This is a genomic window from Roseovarius sp., from assembly GCF_018066915.1.
Lineage (GTDB): Bacteria > Pseudomonadota > Alphaproteobacteria > Rhodobacterales > Rhodobacteraceae > Roseovarius.
In genome coordinates, this window is record NZ_JAGPVV010000235.1 from 1 (window position 1) to 17040 (window position 17040).

The following is a 17040-nucleotide window of genomic DNA, read 5'->3' on the forward strand; positions in this document are numbered from 1 at the left end:
CACGGTCAATTCGCCATCCTTGCCCACCACCGGCTTTTGCAGCCCCGCACCAACGGCGAGGATCGCGCCATGCGGCGGGTTGATCACCGCATCGAAATTCTCGATCCCGAACATGCCAAGGTTGGAAATGGCAAAGGTGCCGCCCTGATATTCCTGCGGTGCCAGCTTGCGGTCGCGGGCGCGTTTGGCGAGGTCCTTCATTTCTGCCGAGAGGGCCGAAAGCGATTTCATCTCGGCATCTTTCAGCACCGGCGTGAACAACCCACCTTCGATGGCCACGGCAACGGCCACGTCCGAGGGTTTGAGCCGCAGCACCTTGTCGCCGGCCCAGACGGCATTGGCATCCGGCACCGCCTGAAGTGCAAGCGCGCAGGCCTTGATGATGAAATCGTTGACCGAGAGCTTGACGCCGCGCGGCTCCAACTGCTTGTTCAACTCGGCGCGGAATTTCATCAGCGCATCCAGACGGATTTCGCGGCGCAGGTAGAAATGCGGCACAGTCTGCTTGGCCTCGGTCAGGCGCGCAGCGATGGTCTTGCGCATACCGTCCAGCTTGACCTCTTCATAGGCACGGCCCTGATACATCGCCACCACGGCGTCCGACGACGGACCAGTGGGGGGAGTAGCCACCGGCGCTGCGTTCTTGGGCGCGGCGGCCTCTGCAGGCGCAGCGGCTGGGGCAGAGCCAGAGGCGGGCTTGGCCCCTTCCACATCCGCCTTGACGATCCGACCATGCGGGCCAGACCCCGTAATCCCCGCAAGATCAATGCCCTTCTCCGCCGCGATCCGACGAGCGAGCGGCGAGGCAAAGACCCGGTTGCCATCGCCCGTTTTCGGCGCGGCGGGGGCAGGTTTGGCGGCACTTGCAGCCTGCGGCGCGGCGTCCGCTTGCTTGGCTGCCGGGGCCTCGGCCTTGGCCGGGGCACTGGAAATATCCGCAGCGCTTTCGCCCTCGTCCAGCATCACCGCAATCGGCGTGTTGACTTTGACCCCTTCGGTGCCTTCGGCCACCAAGAGCTTGCCAACCACGCCTTCTTCCACCGCCTCGAATTCCATCGTGGCCTTGTCGGTCTCGATCTCGGCCAAGAGGTCGCCTGCGGAAACGGTATCGCCTTCCTTGACCAGCCACTTGGCCAGCGTGCCCTCTTCCATCGTGGGCGAGAGGGCGGGCATCAGAATTTCAATTGCCATGGTCGTCTCTCCCTCAGCGATAGGTCACTTGGCGCACGGCGTCGATCACCTCTTGGGTCGAGGTCAGCGCCAGCTTTTCCAGATTGGCGGCATAGGGCATCGGCACATCCTTGCCCGTGCAATTGATGACCGGCGCATCGAGATAATCGAACGCCTTTTGCATCAGCACAGCCGAAATGTGGTTGCCGATGGACGCAACCGGCCAGCCCTCTTCTACCGTCACGCAGCGGTTGGTTTTCATCACAGAGGCAATGACCGTGTCGGTGTCCATCGGACGCAGGGTGCGCAGATCGACCACTTCGGCGCTGATGCCATCCTCGGCCAGCTTGTCGGCGGCCTCCAGCGCATAGGTCATGCCGATGCCAAAGCTGACGATGGTCACATCCGTGCCCTCGCGCCAGATTTTTGCCTTGCCAAAGGGGATGGTGAAATCATCCATCTTGGGCACCTCAAACGAGCGGCCATAGAGGATCTCGTTTTCGAGGAACACGACAGGGTTCGGATCGCGAATAGCGGTTTTCAACAGACCCTTGGCATCAGCCGCCGAATAGGGCTGCACTACGCGCAGGCCAGGCACCTGCGCATACCAAGCGGCATAATCCTGGCTGTGCTGCGCGCCCACGCGGGCGGCGGCCCCATTGGTGCCGCGGAACACGATCGGGCTGCCCATCTGGCCACCCGACATATAAAGCGTCTTGGCAGCAGAGTTGATGATCTGGTCAATCGCCTGCATGGCAAAGTTCCAGGTCATGAATTCGACGATGGGCCGCAAGCCCCCCCAAGAGGCCCCCACGCCAATCCCGGCAAAGCCATGTTCGGTGATCGGCGTGTCGATCACGCGCTTGGCACCGAATTCCTCGAGCAGGTTCTGGGTGATCTTGTAGGCACCCTGATACTCAGCCACCTCTTCGCCCATGATAAAGACGGTATCATCGCGGCGCATTTCCTCAGCCATGGCGGAATTGAGTGCCTCGCGCACCGTCATGGTCTGCATCTCAGTGCCTTCGGGCCAGTCAGGGCTGGTGTTCGCCTTGGGCGCTTCGGGGGCCTTGGCTGTGGCTGGGGCGGATTTCGGGGCCGCAGCGGGCGCAGCCTCGGTCGTCTTGGCGGCAGGCGCGGGTGCGGCGTCTTCGGCACTTTCGCCGTCTTCGAGCATTACGGCGATGGGGGTGTTGACCTTGACCCCTTCGGTGCCTTCAGCGATCAGGATCTTGCCCACAACACCCTCATCGACCGCCTCGAATTCCATCGTGGCCTTGTCGGTTTCGATCTCGGCGATGATGTCACCGGCCTTGACGGTGTCGCCTTCCTTGACCAGCCATTTGGCCAGTGTGCCCTCTTCCATCGTCGGCGAGAGGGCGGGCATCAGGATTTCGGTTGCCATTGTCGTCTCTCCTCCTCAGGCGTTCTGCGGTGCCGCGTCGGCAATAATATCGGTCCAAAGCTCCTCGAGCGCGGGCTCGGGGCTTTCCTTGGCGAATTCGGCACTGGCGTTCACCACGTCCTTGATCTCCTTGTCGATCGCCTTGAGGTCCTCTTCGGTTGCATGACCGCCCGACACCAGCAATTCGCGCACGTGTTCGATGGCGTCCTTTTCCTCGCGCATTTTCTGCACCTCTTCGCGGGTGCGATATTTGGCGGGGTCAGACATGGAATGGCCGCGATAGCGGTAGGTCTTGATCTCGAGAATGTAGGGGCCAGCCCCCGAGCGACAGTGCGCCACGGCCTTGTCGCCCGCCTCTTTCACGGCCAACACGTCCATGCCGTCGACCGCCTCGCCGGGAATGCCAAAGGCCTGCCCGCGCGTGTAGATATCCGGGCTGGAGGTCGAGCGTTTCTGCGACGTGCCCATGGCGTATTGGTTGGTCTCGATCACGAAGATCACCGGCAACTGCCAGAGGGCGGCCATGTTGAAGGTCTCATAGACCTGCCCCTGATTGGCCGCGCCATCCCCGAAATAGGTGAATGTCACGCGGTCATTGCCAAGGTATTTGTCCGCAAATGCCAGCCCTGCGCCCAAGGGCACGTTGGCCCCCACGATGCCATGACCGCCGTAAAACCGCTTTTCGGTCGAGAACATATGCATCGAGCCGCCCTTGCCCCGGCTATAGCCGCCCTCGCGGCCCGTAAGCTCGGCCATGACGCCGTTGGGGTCCATGCCGCACGCGAGCATGTGTCCGTGGTCGCGGTAGGTGGTGATGCGGCGGTCGCCTTCTTCGGCGGCGGCCTCGAGCCCCACGACGACGGCCTCTTGACCAATGTAGAGGTGGCAGAAGCCGCCGATCAGGCCCATGCCATAAAGTTGGCCAGCCTTTTCCTCGAATCGCCGGATCAGCAGCATATCGCGGTAATATTGCTTGAGATCTTCGGCTGAAACGTTTGGTTTCTTTGTGCTTTTCCGGGCAACCATGAGGTGGCGACTCCTTGTTGGCAAATATAGTTTAGCGTTAAACTATTTCATACACCAATCGCGCCTCGGTTGCGAGAGGGAATTTTACGTTGGGGAAGTCGGGGCATAGGTGATCAGGAACCTGAGGCCCTCACGCCTCTGCCCCGCCCGGCATCACCCGTGCGAGCGCGCAGAACTGCCCCAGACTTACGGTTTCAGCGCGATCTGTGGGGGCAATCCCCGCAGAGAGCAGCCGATCCTCGATATCCGGTGCCGCCCCCTTGAGCGCCGCCCGCAGCATCTTGCGGCGTTGATTGAAGGCGCGGGCGACAACGCGCTCCAATATCTTGGGATCAGCGGGAAAACGCGGCTCGGATAGTGCTGTCAGATGCACCACCGCGCTCGAGACCTTGGGCGGCGGGGTAAAGGCCCCCGGCGGCAGGTGCATCACGATACGCGGCACCGCGCGCCACTGGGCCAAGAGAGCCAGACGACCGTAAGCCTTGCCCCCCGGTTGCGCCACGATCCGTTCGGCTACTTCGCGCTGGAACATGAGCGTGAGCGACTGCCAGAAAGGCGGCCATTCCGGCGGTGTGAGCCACCGGATCAACAATTCGGTGCCCACGTTATAGGGCAGGTTCGACACCACACGAATAGGCGGTGTCAGATGCGCCAGAGGGTCAAGATCGAGCGCATCGGCATTGAGCACCGTCAGACGCCCGGGTGCCGCCTCGGCAATCTCTTGCAGCGCAGGCAAACAGCGGGCGTCCTTTTCGATGGCGAGCACATGCCGCGCGCCCTCCATCAAGAGCCCGCGGGTCAATCCACCGGGACCAGGGCCGATTTCAAGAACATCGCAGGCGGTCAGATCCCCGGCCTGTCGGGCGATTTTAGAGGTGAGGTTGAGATCCAGCAGGAAATTCTGACCCAAGGATTTGCGGGCAGACAGACCATGTGCCGCAATGACCTTGGCCAGTGGCGGAAGATCCTCGACCGTGGTCATGCGCGGCGCGCCTCGCCCATGATCTGCGCCAGTTTCAGCGCCTCGATCAACGATGTGGGATTGGCCCGCCCCTGACCCGCGATGTCGAGAGCCGTGCCGTGATCTGGCGAGGTGCGGATAAAGGGCAAGCCGAGCGTGACATTGACGCCCCGGTCGAAATCCAGGGTCTTGATCGGGATGAGCGCCTGATCGTGATACATGCAGATCGCGGCGTCATATGTGGCACGGGCGGCTGCGTGAAACATCGTATCCGCCGACATCGGTCCACGTAGATCAAAACCTTCAGCCCGCAGTCGGGCCAAGACAGGCGCGATCACCTCAATCTCTTCGCGCCCCATCTTGCCGCCTTCTCCGGCATGGGGATTAAGGCCCGCGATCGCCAGACGCGGCGCGCTGAGGCCAAAATCGCGGATCAACGCGGCATGGGTGATGCGGATGGTCTCTTCCAGCAGATCGGGCGTCAGCGCCTGCGGCACGTCCTTGAGCGGTATGTGGATGGTCGTGGGCACGACCCGCAATTGATCCGAGGCCAGCATCATCACGACGCGGTCCACTCCGGCCAGATGCGCAAGATATTCGGTATGCCCCGGAAAGCCGAAGCCGGCCCCATCCTGAAGCGCCTGTTTGTGGATAGGGGCGGTGCAGAGCGCAAGCGCTGCGCCGGATTGCACAAGATCGACACCGCGCGCGATCACGTCGATCACGCCGCGCGCATGGCTGGGGTTCGGCGTGCCAAGGGTCAGCGGACCTTCAAACTCATGCACCAAGACCGGCAGGGCAAGGGCGCAGGCGGCAGAGGCCTCGGCAGGGTCAGTGATCACGGCAATTGGGGTGCCGGGGGGCAGATGCCCCGGATCACCAATCAGAAAGAAGGGCAGCGCGCCACGCAGGCGGTCCCATGCGGCAGCGGCGATTTCCGGCCCGATGCCTGCGGGCTCGCCACAGCTGAGCGCGATGGGCGCGCTCACTTCTCGACGATCCGCGCCTCGGCGCGCAACTGTTCGAGATAGCCGTTGGCAAAGGATTCGATCCGCTGGTTGCGGATGAAATTCGACAGATCCTCGACCGAAGGTGCTTCGCCATCCAGCTTGGGCGAACGGCCACAGAGCATCAAGAACACCAGCGTCTGACCATTGGATCGCGTCACGCTGGTCGAGCTTTCACCGGGATCGAGCGACGCCAAGGCAATGGCGATATCCTGCGGAATTTCCTCGGGCGCCTTGGAGCCACGCTCGAGCACCTCGGGCGGCTGGCCTTGCGCCACACCGTAGAGATCATCGCAGGTATCCACCGCCGCCCGCACCTGTGCCGCGCGCTGCAACGCCGCTTCGCTGCGCCCGCCGGGGATGTAATACGCGGCATATTCGATGGCGGAATATTCGGGCGTTGGCACCGTCGTCTCCTCAATGTCGCGCATGTAAAAGAGCGCCAAGGCCCCATCGAGCGGCAGCGGATCGGATACCTCGCCGGGGGCCAACCCCAGCACGATGGGACGCAGCCCTGCGGGCAATTCCGACAGTGCAACCCAGTCCATCCGCCCACCCCGACCTGCAGAGGGAGCGGCAGAGTAGCGGCGCGCGGCCTCTGCAAAGGCACCTTCGCTGGCGGATTCGGCGATGGAGGCGGCCAAGGCCTGCTTGGCCTCGGCATCCTCGAGACTGGTCACGGGCAGAATGATTTCGGACAAGAGCACGCGCACCGCAGCACCGCCGGTCAGGGCACGCGTCGCACGTTCCAGATCATCATCGCTGACGGACACCCGCGCGGCAAAGCGCGCGCGCGTCAACTCGCGCCAGGTGATCCCGGCACGGACAAATTCGCGAAAGCTTTCTTGCGACACGCCCGCCTGTTCCAGTGCTGCGATGAGCTGATCCGCGGTCATATTGGCACGCCCGGCAAATTCTTCCATCCCGGCGCGCACCATATCATCTTCGAGCACCAGCCCCGAGACACGGGCGGCATCGAGCTTGATGCGTTCCTCGATCAGCTGTTCCCGTGCAAGTCGCTGGGGATCACCGGGGGCGCGAAACAGGGTCAAAAGACGCGCGCGTTGCTGCAACTCGTATCCGGTGATCGCCTGATCGTTCACATGGATCTGCGGCGAGAAGAGATTTTGCGCCTGCACCATCCCCCCGCTCAGGGACCACCCCGTCAGGCCAGTCACGGCAAGGGTCAGAGCGGCAATCAGGCGGCGGAGGATCGGTGTCATTCTGGTCAGTTCCTGCAGGTCCGGGTAAAGCTTGGATCACGGGTCGCGGACGAGAACCCCGTAAACCCTACCGTAAAGCCGATGTTGGTTTCCGGTTCAAGGATAGTCGAAGAGGTAAAGCGGCGCGAGACCGAAAGCGTGATGTCCACGCATTCATTGGAATACGTCAGCCCCGCGCCCGCGCGCACACTCCGCTCTGCCGCTGCGTCGAACCGCCATTCGGCATGGCCGGTCCAGTGCCGGGCAAAGCGATAGCTGCCGTCGATGGCCCATTCCGACACTTTCGCTGGTCGGTTTTCGGCCGGATCGGCCGAAAGCCAGACATAGGTGGCCGCGATATTGGTGTCATCGTTGCGCCAACTGGCGCGGGCCTCGGCCTTGGTCGTGTCGAACATGGAATCGAAAAGGCCGCGCGCCGTGACGGTCAAGCCAGTGGAATTGCGGAACTGTCCGGCAATCAGCAGATCCGAGGCACGGGCACGCAACCCTGATGATTTGGAAAAGCTGGGGGTCAGGCCATCGCTCTCGAGCAGTCGCTCTTCCCGCCAGACTTGCCCGAGTGCGAGGCTTCCTTGCCAGCCCGCCGGATCGAACCGGGTATAGCTTACACCGTAGGCCGCGCTATAGCCTCGCTCGCGTCGGTCTGGAGCACTGAACCTTGAGGGATTAAAGAGATTGCCCTCGTCGAACTCGATCAAGGTCGCCTCATCAAGCGGAATATCGGGGTTCGATCCTCCGCTCCACGACAGTTGCGCCACCGGTTCGATCACGTGGGTGACGGCTTGGCGCGTGGACTTGAGCAGCGGCCACCGCAGTTCCAGCGCGACCGTGGGGGTCAATTCAGTCGCCTGCGACGCGGCGGTGATGCCCGCCTGCGAAATCTCGAAATGATCGAGGATCAGGCCGGTCTGGAAACTGGCCAGCACCCCCGCCGGCAGCGTCCAGCCGCGATACCAGTCCAGCCGGCTGGTGAATCGCGTGACATCGCGCCCATCGGCAAAGCGGTCGAGCGTGGCCAGCGTGGAGTCCGAACTGCGATAATGGCTGTGCAGCGCCGCACCAAAGCGCAATTCGCCCCCCAGACGCGCCGGGAAGAACCGGCGTTCATATTCGGCGTTGCCCGCCAGCGTGGGCAGGGTGGCGTTGCTCTCCCCCACGCGGCGCGACTGAAAATGCGTGAGCGCGCCACGGATATATTCGTCGCGTCGCGCGCGTTCGATCGACACCTCATTGATCAAGCGGTCCTTGTCAGAGAACCCGTGATCCAGCAAGAAGGTGTCGTCGCTCGCCAATTCGACATTGAACCGCAGGGTGAAATCTCGGGGCAATTCAAATCGACCCGTGCCAAACAGGTAGCCGCGTGTCGGATCTGGGCTGAAGTCATCCTCTGCTACGGCGCCGTTGAACTCGATCTCGCCCTTGCGAAACGCCTGCCGATAACGGAATTCCAAGCGTTTTGAGTTGGTTGCAAGGAACGGTGCCAACGTCAAATCGCGGCTCTCGCCGATGGGGATGAAATAGGGCACACGGATGCCGGTGCCCAAGAGCGACGAATTCACCAGCGACGGGGTCAGAAACCCGCGGGCGCGGTCCACGGTCGGATCAGGCAGACGCAGGCGCGGCAGATAGAGCACGGTGGTGTTCAGAATGCGAAACTGCGCGTTGTCGAAATAGAGCTGGCGTTCCTGCTCGTCATGGATCACCCGCTGCGCCCGGATTTGCCAGAGCGGCGGACGCCCGTTGTCGCAGACCCGGCAGGAGGTCACGGCAGTCTTGTAAAGCTGGTTGAAGCGCGCATCGGTGCGGCGCATCTCGACCGCCGCCAGTTGCAATTGATCCTGCATCACGATCCGCGCGCCGCGCAGAATGCCATTGGTCAGATCGCGGTCAAGCTCGGCGCTATCGGCCACGACCAACGCGCCCTCGACATCGGTCAGCGTGAGCGGCCCGGTGATCTCCAACTGACCTGTGCCGTGGTCATAGGTGATCTCGCGCGCGGTCAGGCGGCGACCCTGATAGAGCGCTTCGACATTGCCGGTCGCAATCAGACGGTTGTCCGCTGTGAGGCGCACGTCATCCGCGACCAGAACCGCCGGATCAGAGGGGGGTTCCTGCGCCGCAAGCGGGGTTGCGAGTGCGAGCAGCAGGCCAAGGACAAGGCGCAAAGACCGGGTCATCCGTCCTCCAGATGCAGAAGGATACCGAGACCGATGAAGAGCGATGCCACAGGCGGCGCCCAGGCCGCCAAGAGGATCGGAAGCTGGCCGTTCTCGCCCAAGATATGCGCGAAATTGCGCACGTAATGCAGGCCAAAGCCCAAAAGGATCGCCGTCAGCACCGAGAGCCCGACATTGGCCCCGCGCGTGTGCCCCATGGTCAGCGCCGCAGAGATAAGCACGAGCGCCACCAGAAAGACCGGCTGCGCCAATTCGCTCTGGAACCAAATGGCATAGCGCCGGGCGGAAAACCCGGCCTCTTCCAATTGGTCAATGAAATTGGGCAATTCCCAGATCGGGATGTATTCCGGGCTGCCGAAACTGTCGAGGATGCGGTCTTGGGTCAGGTCCGAGGGCACCGTCAACTGCGCCTCTTCGCGCGCCGTAGCTTCGGGATTGATATTCTCGGCGAGGTCCCAGATCTTGGCGTCCTCAAGGATCCATGCCCCCGCCTCAAGACGCGCCGTGCTGGCGCTGATGCGGCGCAGGGGCTGACCGTCTGGGGCAAAGTCGTAAAAGCTGGGGCCATAGAGCGTGCTCAGATCGGAACTCGAACGCGCGGCATAGATCACCGTCTGGCCCGACGTGCCCCCCTGCCGCAACCACAGCCCCTCCGAGGCGATGGCGAGGTCAGAATAGGTCTGGCCGGAATAGGTATTGACCAGATCGTGATGCCGTTTCGAGGTGGCCGCAACCAGCGGATTGCCCACCGCCAGACCCAAGAGACCGATGGCAAGCGCCACCGCCGCAGGCGCCAGCAGCCCGCGTAATGCCGAGCGGCCCGAGGCCCGCAACACCACCATCTCGGACGAGCGCGCCAACCGCAGGAAAAGCGCCACCGAGGCAAGGATCATCACCAGCGGGATGATTTCATAATAGGCTTCGGGCAGTTTGAGCAGCACGATTCCAAGCACCTGACCAAAGGCCAGCTCCGGGAAATCGCCCAACTCATCCATGAGGTCGATGAGCCCCATGATGACGATCATCGTGATCGTCACCGCCATGAAGCTCATGAAAAACCGGCGGCCGAAATAGCGCTCGAGAATCATGTCGGCACCTCGGCCGCAGGGGCTTTGCGCCGCAACCGCTGCAAAAGGCCCGGATAGCTGGCCAGCGTCAGAAGAATTGCCGAAAGCCCAAGCCCGATCAGCGCGGGCAGATAGAGCAACGGCCAGAGCGCCCCATTGACCAGCACCGGTGCGATCACAAGGCTTTCGACGATCTTGATCCCGACCAAGAGGCCAAAGGCCACCAGCACCTGACGCCAGACACCGAACCGGCTATGCACCCCCACAAGCAGGGTGCAGAACCCCACAAGCGCGGCAATAACGCACAAAAGCGCCGCCGTGATGCGGCCGTGCATCTGGACCATCACGGCCCCAAAACTCACATCGGTGCGCACCGCGACGGCCTCAGGGTCGCGCAGCATCTCGAGCGTGCCAGCAAAGGCCACCTCATCGAGGTTGACCACATCTTTTCGAACGAGGCTGCTGATGTCATAGGAAAAATCGTCAAAATAGGTGGTGAAGAGGCGGTTCTGCTCAGCGCGGATATTCTGGGCCAAACCGGATACCATGACCAACCGCGTGCCGCCCCCCTCTTGCACCAGATAGGCGCGTGACGAGGTATAAGTCACCGGGGCCTCGCGGTCGCGCCGGTCAGACAGGAACACGTCGCGCAATTCGCCCGACTGGGTGATTTCACGGATGTAAAAGGTGACACCGGGTGCGGGATGCAGGAATTCCCCCTCGCTCAGCAGCTTGGCCGTGATGTTGCGCGACACCTCGTCCAGACGCAGGCGCAGCTGACTCAGGCTGGTGGGAATGAGGAAATGCGCGAGGAGCGACATCATCACCGCCACGATCATCCCGAACACCAGCACCGGACGGGCCATGCGCAGCGGCGAATAGCCCGTGGCCTGCATCACGGTCAATTCGCTCTCGCTCGACAGGCGGTTGACCACATAGACAGCCGCCGCAAAGGCGGCGATGGGCAGCACGACACCGATCACCCCCGGCAAGGTCAATGCCGTGAATTCCACGAAAACCCATGCGGGCTGGCCATCCCCGATCAGCCGGTCGAACATGCGCACCGCCTTGTTGATCCAGAAGATCGACACCAGAACGAGCGCAAAGAAACCGAACAAAACCATGAATTGCGACAGCATGTATCTGTCGAATCTGGTCACTCTTATCCCCCGTGGCAGCAGTATTGCCGGGCAACCTAGCGGAATTGATTGCGGGGGAAAACTGCTAACTGGTCATTGGCGACAAGCCGCGCTAGGTCTGGGCGAAGCCGAACCAAGGAGAGCCCACGATGACCCGACCCCTGCCCGTTGTCTTTGCCGAAACCGATCTGGAGGCGATGGCCACAGCGCCCGGCCGTATTGCGGTGATCATTCCCCCCGAAGGCAAGCTGGACGCAGGCGCGCGCAAGATCAACCGCATGACACGCGGAACCCTTGCGCGGCTGGTCGAGGCGGCGGCTCTGAACGAAAAGAAACCGGGCGACGTCATCACCATCAACTGGCCGTCGGGCATGGCGGCAGAGGCGGTCGATGTCGTCATCCTGCCACGCAGCGCCAGCCAAGCTGAGTGTCGCCGCGCAGGCGTAAACCTTGGCCGCATCAAAGGCGACAAACCGCTTCTCATTCTTGGATCGGCGCTGCGGCGTCCGGTCGACGTGCTGTTGGGTGTACTCTTGCGCGCCTATGACTTTACCCCGCACAAGACCCCGCCCAAGTCCGAGACTGGCCCCAAGGAACCCGGTGCCGTGACACTGATGACCGGCAGGCCAGAGGAAACCAAGGCCGAAGCCGCCCCGGTGCTGGCCCTCGCCGATGGTGTGTTCTTTACCCGCGATCTGGTCAGTGAACCGGCCAATCACCTGACCACCACCGAATTCGCCAATCGTATCGCCGCGATGAAGGATCTGGGCCTCAAGATCACCATCCTCGAAGAAAAGGATATGGAAAAGCTCGGGATGGGCGCGCTTCTCTCGGTGGGTCAAGGCAGCATCAGCCCCTCGAAACTGGCGGTGATGGAATGGATGGGCGGCCCCAAGGGCGAGGCGCCTCTGGCCCTGATTGGCAAGGGCGTGGTGTTCGACACAGGCGGCATCAGCCTCAAACCCGCTGCCGGCATGGAAGAAATGACCATGGATATGGGCGGCGCGGGCGTCGTGGCGGGCGTCATGCGCACGCTGGCCCTGCGCCGCGCCAAGGCGAATGTCGTGGGCCTTGTGGGCATCGTGGAAAACATGCCCTCGGACCGCGCCACACGTCCCGGCGATGTCGTCACCTCGATGAAGGGCGACACCATCGAGGTGATCAACACCGACGCCGAAGGCCGCCTCGTGCTGGCCGATGTGCTCTGGTATGCGCAGGAGACCTACAAACCGCGCGGCATGATTGATCTGGCCACCCTTACGGGGGCCTGCATCGTGGCCTTGGGCCATGAGAACGCCGCCGTGCTCAGCAATGACGAAGGCCTCTGCAACGCCTTCCTGCGCGCGGCCAAGACCGAAGGCGAAGGCGCATGGCGTCTGCCATTGGGGCAAGGCTATGCCGATATCATGAAAAGCCAGATCGCCGACATCAAGAATTCTGGCGGGCGACCGGCGGGCACGATCACGGCGGCGGAATTCTTGCACCGTTTCGTGCAAGAGGGCATGCCGTGGGTGCATCTCGACATTGCAGGCGTGGCCAGCGTCAAGGCCGACACGACCTACGCGCCCAAGGGCGCGACCGGCTGGGGCGTTCTTGCCCTCAACCGTCTGGTGGCGGACTTGCTCGAGGAGAGCTGATGGGGGCTGTCTATTTCTATCACCTGACGCGCCAGCCGCTCGAGGCGACGCTGCCCATGCTTCTGGAGAAGTCCTTGGGCGCGGGCTGGCGCGTGGCGGTGCGGGGGCGGGATGCGGCGCGGCTTGTCTGGCTGGATGAGCGGCTCTGGCTGGGGGCCGAGGATGGATTTCTGCCGCATGGCATTGCAGGCGGGCCGCATGACGCCGATCAGCCGATTCTGCTCACAACCGACAGCGCGCGTCCCAATGGCGCGGCCTGCCTCATGGCAATCGACGGGGCCGAGGTGCGCGCCGAGGAGGTGCAGGCGATGGAGCGGGTCTGTATCCTCTTTGACGGCAATGACGATGCGGCGGTTCAGGTGGCGCGCGGTCAGTGGAAGGCGCTGACCGGCGCAGGCTGTGCCGCACAATACTGGTCCGAAGCGGGCGGACGTTGGGAGAAAAAGGCCGAGGCGTGACTCGCCTCAGCGGATCACAATCTCGTCGCTGCGCAACAGCCCCAGAACTTCGCGCGCCTGCTGATCGAGCAGGTCAAGGTCAAGATAGCCGTCCGACAGGCGCCGGGTCAGGTTCTCCATCCGCGCCACGCGGGCGTTGAGCGCCTCTAGCTGGGCCTGCAACTCCACACTCTGCGCGTCGATTTCGGCACGGCGGAATAGGCCGTAGTCGCCCTGAACGGCGGCAAAGGTGAAATAGGCCCCCAGAAAGAAGGCGATCAGGAAAAAGATCAACAGGCCCCAAGGGCGGCTGCGGGGTGTCATGCTCTGCCTCGTCATTCCGCCTCGTTCCGGGCGTTACGGGCACCATGCCACAGGCGGTTTGCTTTGTGAATCCCCTTTCGCCAGACGGCCCTGCGCTCTAACATACCCGCCAGAGGAGAGCCCGATGCACGACAGCCCGCCAGAGGACATGCTCGGCACCCATGAGGTGACGAACCAGCCCGCGCCGCGGGGCGATCTTGACCTCTGGGCGGGCGATCCGGGCTTGCAAACCCATGCGACAGCAGCCGGGGCGGACCCCGAGGTGCTGGCCGCTTACGGCGGACGGATCGGCACCGAGGCGATGCGCGCGGCGGGGCGTGCGGCCAATCGCCATCCGCCGGACCTTGTGCTGTTCGACGCGGGGGGGCGCAGGCTCGATGAGGCGCAGTTTCATCCCGCGTATCACGACCTCCTGCGGACAGGCATCGGCGCAGGTTACGCCGCCCTGCCATGGGAGGGGGCGAAGGGAGGGCATGCGACCCATGCCGCGATGGTCTATCTGACCTCTCAAGTCGAGCCGGGCGTGTGCTGTCCGATGACCATGACCTATGCCGCCGTGCCCGCGCTACGGGCTGACAAGGCGCTCTTTGCCAACTGGGTGCCCAAACTGACGGCCCGCGCCTATGATCCGGCACCCAAGCCCCTGTCGCGCAAGCCGGGTGCCACGCTCGGCATGGCGATGACTGAAAAACAGGGCGGATCGGACATTCGCGCCAATGCCACCACGGCCACACCCGAAGGCGATACCTATCGCCTTGTCGGGCATAAATGGTTCTGCTCTGCGCCAATGTCGGACGGGTTTCTGACACTGGCGCAGGCCCCCGAGGGGCTCACCTGCTTTCTGGTGCCACGCTGGCTTGAGGGCGCGCGCAATGGCATCCGGATTCAGCGGTTGAAGGACAAGCTTGGCAATCGCGCCAATGCCTCGGCCGAAATCGAGTATCACGGGGCGATTGCCCATCGGCTCGGCGATGAGGGCGCGGGGCTGCGCACCATTCTCGAGATGGTGCATCACACGCGGCTCGATACCGCCATGGCCCCGGCGGGATTGATGCGCGCGGCGCTGGATCAGGCGTATTACTGGGCAAGCCATCGCGCGGCCTTTCAAAAGCAACTGATCGACCAGCCCTTGATGCGCGGCGTTCTGGCGGACCTTGCGCTCGATTGGGAGGGGACGCTGGCGCTTGGGCTGCATGTCGCACGGGCGTTCGACGGGCGGAGTGCGGCGGAGCGCGCGTTTGCCCGCCTTGGCGTGGCGCTTGCGAAATTCCTCGGCAACAAGCTCTGCCCCGGTGTGGTCTATGAGGCGATGGAGGCCATGGGCGGCATGGGCTATGTCGAGGATACCCCCCTGCCGATGCTCTACCGCGAGGCGCCGCTCAATTCGATCTGGGAAGGATCGGGCAATGTCATCTGTCTTGATATCCTGCGCACCCTGCGCAATGAGCCCTTGGCTGGTGACGTGCTGAGCGCGGAACTGGCCAGCGTCGCCGGGCAAGATCGCCGCTTTGATGCCGCGCTCAAGGCGCATATGCAGACCTTTCCCAAGCTGCCCGAAGAAGCACAGGCGCGGTGGTATGCCGAGAGCCTCGCCACGCTCCTGACCGCCTCGGTGCTGATGCGACAGGCACCGGATGCGGTGGCGGGGGCCTATATCGCAACGCGGCTCAGCGATCCGCGCGGACGGGTGGCAGGGACGATCGGAACGCTCGACACAGGCCCCATTCTGGCGCGATTGGGGATGGGACGCGGATCATGTCCCTTTGAGGGATGATCCGCGGGGGCACCTCACATTCGCGCCCGGCGTAAACTGCACACTGTTCCAGAACGGGACGTGTTTGCGAGGCGGTTCACTAAATCCCATCCTGACAGAGCGTCAAGAAAGCCGCTCAGGCGGCCTCGCCATCGGTGAATTGCAGCCGCGCGAGCCGCGCATAGAGACCATTCTCGGCCACAAGGCTGTCATGCGTGCCCTGCGCCACGATGCGGCCCTGATCCATCACCACGATACGGTCGGCCTTTTTCACTGTTGCCAACCGGTGGGCGACGATGATCGTGGTGCGGGTCCGCGCCATGGCATCAACCGCCGATTGCACCGCGCGCTCGCTCTCGGCATCAAGCGCGGATGTCGCCTCGTCCAACAACAGAACCGCCGCATCGCGCAGGATGGCGCGGGCGATGGCAATGCGCTGTTTTTGCCCGCCTGAGAGCATGACACCGCGCTCGCCCACATAAGTATCATAGCCCTCTGGCAGGCGCAGGATGAAGTCATGCGCATTGGCTGCCCGCGCCGCCGCTTCGATCTCGGCGTCGGTGGCGTCAAGCCGACCAAAGCGGATATTTTCGCGGGCAGAGGCGGCAAAGATCACCGGGTCCTGCGGCACAAGTGCCAGATCGCGGCGGAACTCGTGCCGCGCCATATCCGCGAGGGACACACCGTCCAGCGTGATGCGCCCTGCATCCGGATCATAGAACCGCTGGATCAGTTGAATGACGCTGGTCTTGCCCGCGCCCGAGGGGCCGACAAGCGCCACGGTCTCGCCGGGGCGTATGGTCAGGGTCACGTGATCCAGAGCCGGAATACCGGGGCGCGATGGATAGGCGAATTGCACATCCTCAAAGGCGATTTCGCCCCGCACCGGGCGCGGCACAGCCATGGGGCGCGCAGGATCGCGCACCGGGTCTTCGGCCTGCAAGAGTTCGACCAGACGCTCGGTGGCCCCCGCCGCGCGCTGCAACTCGCCCCAGATTTCCGAGAGCGCCGCCACCGCGCCCGCAACCATCACCGCATAGATGACGAACTGCACAAGGCTGCCCGCCGTCATGCCGCCCGCGCGCACATCCCGCGCTCCGATCCAGAGCACGCCGACAATGCCGGTAAAGACCAGAAAGATCACGATCACCGTCATCAGCGCGCGGGTATTCACCCGGCGGCGCGCGGCGTCATGGCTTTTTTCCGTCACATCCGCAAAGCGCGCTCGGCTTTCGCCCTCATGGGTAAAGGCCTGCACCGTCTGCACCGACAAGAGCGCCTCGGAGGCATTGCCGGAACTCTGCGCAATCCAATCCTGATTCTCACGGCTGAGCACCCGCATCCGCCGCCCCAAGGTGAGAATTGGCACGATCACCAGAGGCACGATCAAGAGAACGAGCCCCGTCAGCTTGGCCGACGTCAGCATCATAAGCCCCATGCCGCCAATCAGGATCAGCAGATTGCGCAGCGCGATCGAGACCGACGATCCGATGACCGAGAGAATGAGCGTGGTATCCGTGGTGATCCGGCTGAGAACCTCGCCGGTCATCAGCCGCTCGAAAAACGCCGGGCTCATGCCGATCACGCGGTCGAACACCGCCTTGCGGATGTCTGCGACAACCCGCTCGCCCAACCGTGTGACAAGCAGATACCGCAAGCCGGTGCCCACCGCCAGCAGCGCCGCGATAATCACCGCCGCTGCGAAATACTGATC

Annotated in this window: 14 protein-coding genes; 3 read left to right on the forward strand and 11 right to left on the reverse strand. The window is 63.3% G+C overall.

Annotated features, from left to right (window positions below):
- The 9 genes from KBT70_RS13125 to lptF all read right to left on the reverse strand — a co-directional run.
- A partial coding sequence (locus tag KBT70_RS13125; protein ID WP_296634241.1) for a pyruvate dehydrogenase complex dihydrolipoamide acetyltransferase occupies positions 1 to 1191 on the reverse strand: 1191 nt, incomplete at its 3' end.
- A 13-nt stretch (positions 1192 to 1204) separates the two neighbouring features.
- On the reverse strand, positions 1205 to 2575 hold the full coding sequence (locus tag KBT70_RS13130; RefSeq protein WP_296634245.1) for a pyruvate dehydrogenase complex E1 component subunit beta: 1371 nt from the start codon (positions 2573 to 2575) through the stop codon (positions 1205 to 1207).
- Between the two features lie 15 nt (positions 2576 to 2590).
- Entirely contained in the window at positions 2591 to 3601 is a 1011-nt protein-coding gene (gene pdhA / locus KBT70_RS13135; protein ID WP_296634249.1) for a pyruvate dehydrogenase (acetyl-transferring) E1 component subunit alpha, read from the reverse strand.
- Between the two features lie 130 nt (positions 3602 to 3731).
- Positions 3732 to 4583 (reverse strand): 16S rRNA (adenine(1518)-N(6)/adenine(1519)-N(6))-dimethyltransferase RsmA, encoded by an 852-nt coding sequence (rsmA, locus tag KBT70_RS13140; RefSeq protein ID WP_296634253.1) that lies wholly within the window; start codon positions 4581 to 4583, stop codon positions 3732 to 3734.
- Positions 4580 to 5551 carry a 4-hydroxythreonine-4-phosphate dehydrogenase PdxA gene (gene pdxA, locus KBT70_RS13145; protein ID WP_296634259.1) on the reverse strand — a complete coding sequence of 324 codons (972 nt, stop codon included), beginning with the start codon at positions 5549 to 5551 and terminating at the stop codon, positions 4580 to 4582. The genes rsmA and pdxA overlap by 4 nt, the downstream gene beginning before the upstream one ends.
- The gene (locus KBT70_RS13150) at positions 5548 to 6792 is read right to left on the reverse strand and encodes a peptidylprolyl isomerase (protein ID WP_296634261.1); all 1245 of its coding nucleotides are present in this window, start codon (positions 6790 to 6792) and stop codon (positions 5548 to 5550) included. The genes pdxA and KBT70_RS13150 overlap by 4 nt, the downstream gene beginning before the upstream one ends.
- Before the next feature lie 5 nt (positions 6793 to 6797).
- A complete protein-coding gene (lptD, locus tag KBT70_RS13155; protein WP_296634265.1) occupies positions 6798 to 8969 on the reverse strand; it encodes an LPS assembly protein LptD in 2172 nt (723 codons plus the stop codon).
- Positions 8966 to 10057 (reverse strand): LPS export ABC transporter permease LptG, encoded by a 1092-nt coding sequence (lptG, locus tag KBT70_RS13160; protein WP_296634270.1) that lies wholly within the window; start codon positions 10055 to 10057, stop codon positions 8966 to 8968. Before lptG ends, lptD begins: the two co-directional genes overlap by 4 nt.
- Positions 10054 to 11175 carry an LPS export ABC transporter permease LptF gene (gene lptF / locus KBT70_RS13165; protein WP_296634295.1) on the reverse strand — a complete coding sequence of 374 codons (1122 nt, stop codon included), beginning with the start codon at positions 11173 to 11175 and terminating at the stop codon, positions 10054 to 10056. The genes lptG and lptF overlap by 4 nt, the downstream gene beginning before the upstream one ends.
- 149 nt (positions 11176 to 11324) lie before the next feature.
- Here lptF and KBT70_RS13170 point away from each other — a divergent pair, with 149 nt between their 5' ends.
- Both KBT70_RS13170 and KBT70_RS13175 read left to right on the forward strand, forming a co-directional pair.
- Positions 11325 to 12812: a leucyl aminopeptidase gene (locus KBT70_RS13170; RefSeq protein ID WP_296634276.1), complete on the forward strand. Its 1488-nt coding sequence runs from the start codon at positions 11325 to 11327 to the stop codon at positions 12810 to 12812.
- Complete coding sequence (locus KBT70_RS13175) at positions 12812 to 13270, forward strand: DNA polymerase III subunit chi (RefSeq protein WP_296634281.1); 459 nt, start codon at positions 12812 to 12814, stop codon at positions 13268 to 13270. Before KBT70_RS13170 ends, KBT70_RS13175 begins: the two co-directional genes overlap by 1 nt.
- Positions 13271 to 13276: 6 nt before the next feature.
- Here the strand turns inward: KBT70_RS13175 and KBT70_RS13180 are convergent, their stop codons facing one another.
- On the reverse strand, positions 13277 to 13573 hold the full coding sequence (locus KBT70_RS13180; protein ID WP_296634284.1) for a septum formation initiator family protein: 297 nt from the start codon (positions 13571 to 13573) through the stop codon (positions 13277 to 13279).
- Positions 13574 to 13697: 124 nt separating this feature from the next.
- Here KBT70_RS13180 and KBT70_RS13185 point away from each other — a divergent pair, with 124 nt between their 5' ends.
- Positions 13698 to 15347: an acyl-CoA dehydrogenase family protein gene (locus KBT70_RS13185; RefSeq protein WP_296634288.1), complete on the forward strand. Its 1650-nt coding sequence runs from the start codon at positions 13698 to 13700 to the stop codon at positions 15345 to 15347.
- 115 nt (positions 15348 to 15462) lie between these two features.
- On the opposite strand, the gene KBT70_RS13190 is transcribed toward KBT70_RS13185, so the two are convergent.
- Positions 15463 to 17040, reverse strand: a 1578-nt coding sequence (locus tag KBT70_RS13190) for an ABC transporter transmembrane domain-containing protein (protein WP_296634291.1), incomplete at its 5' end; no start/stop codon positions are given.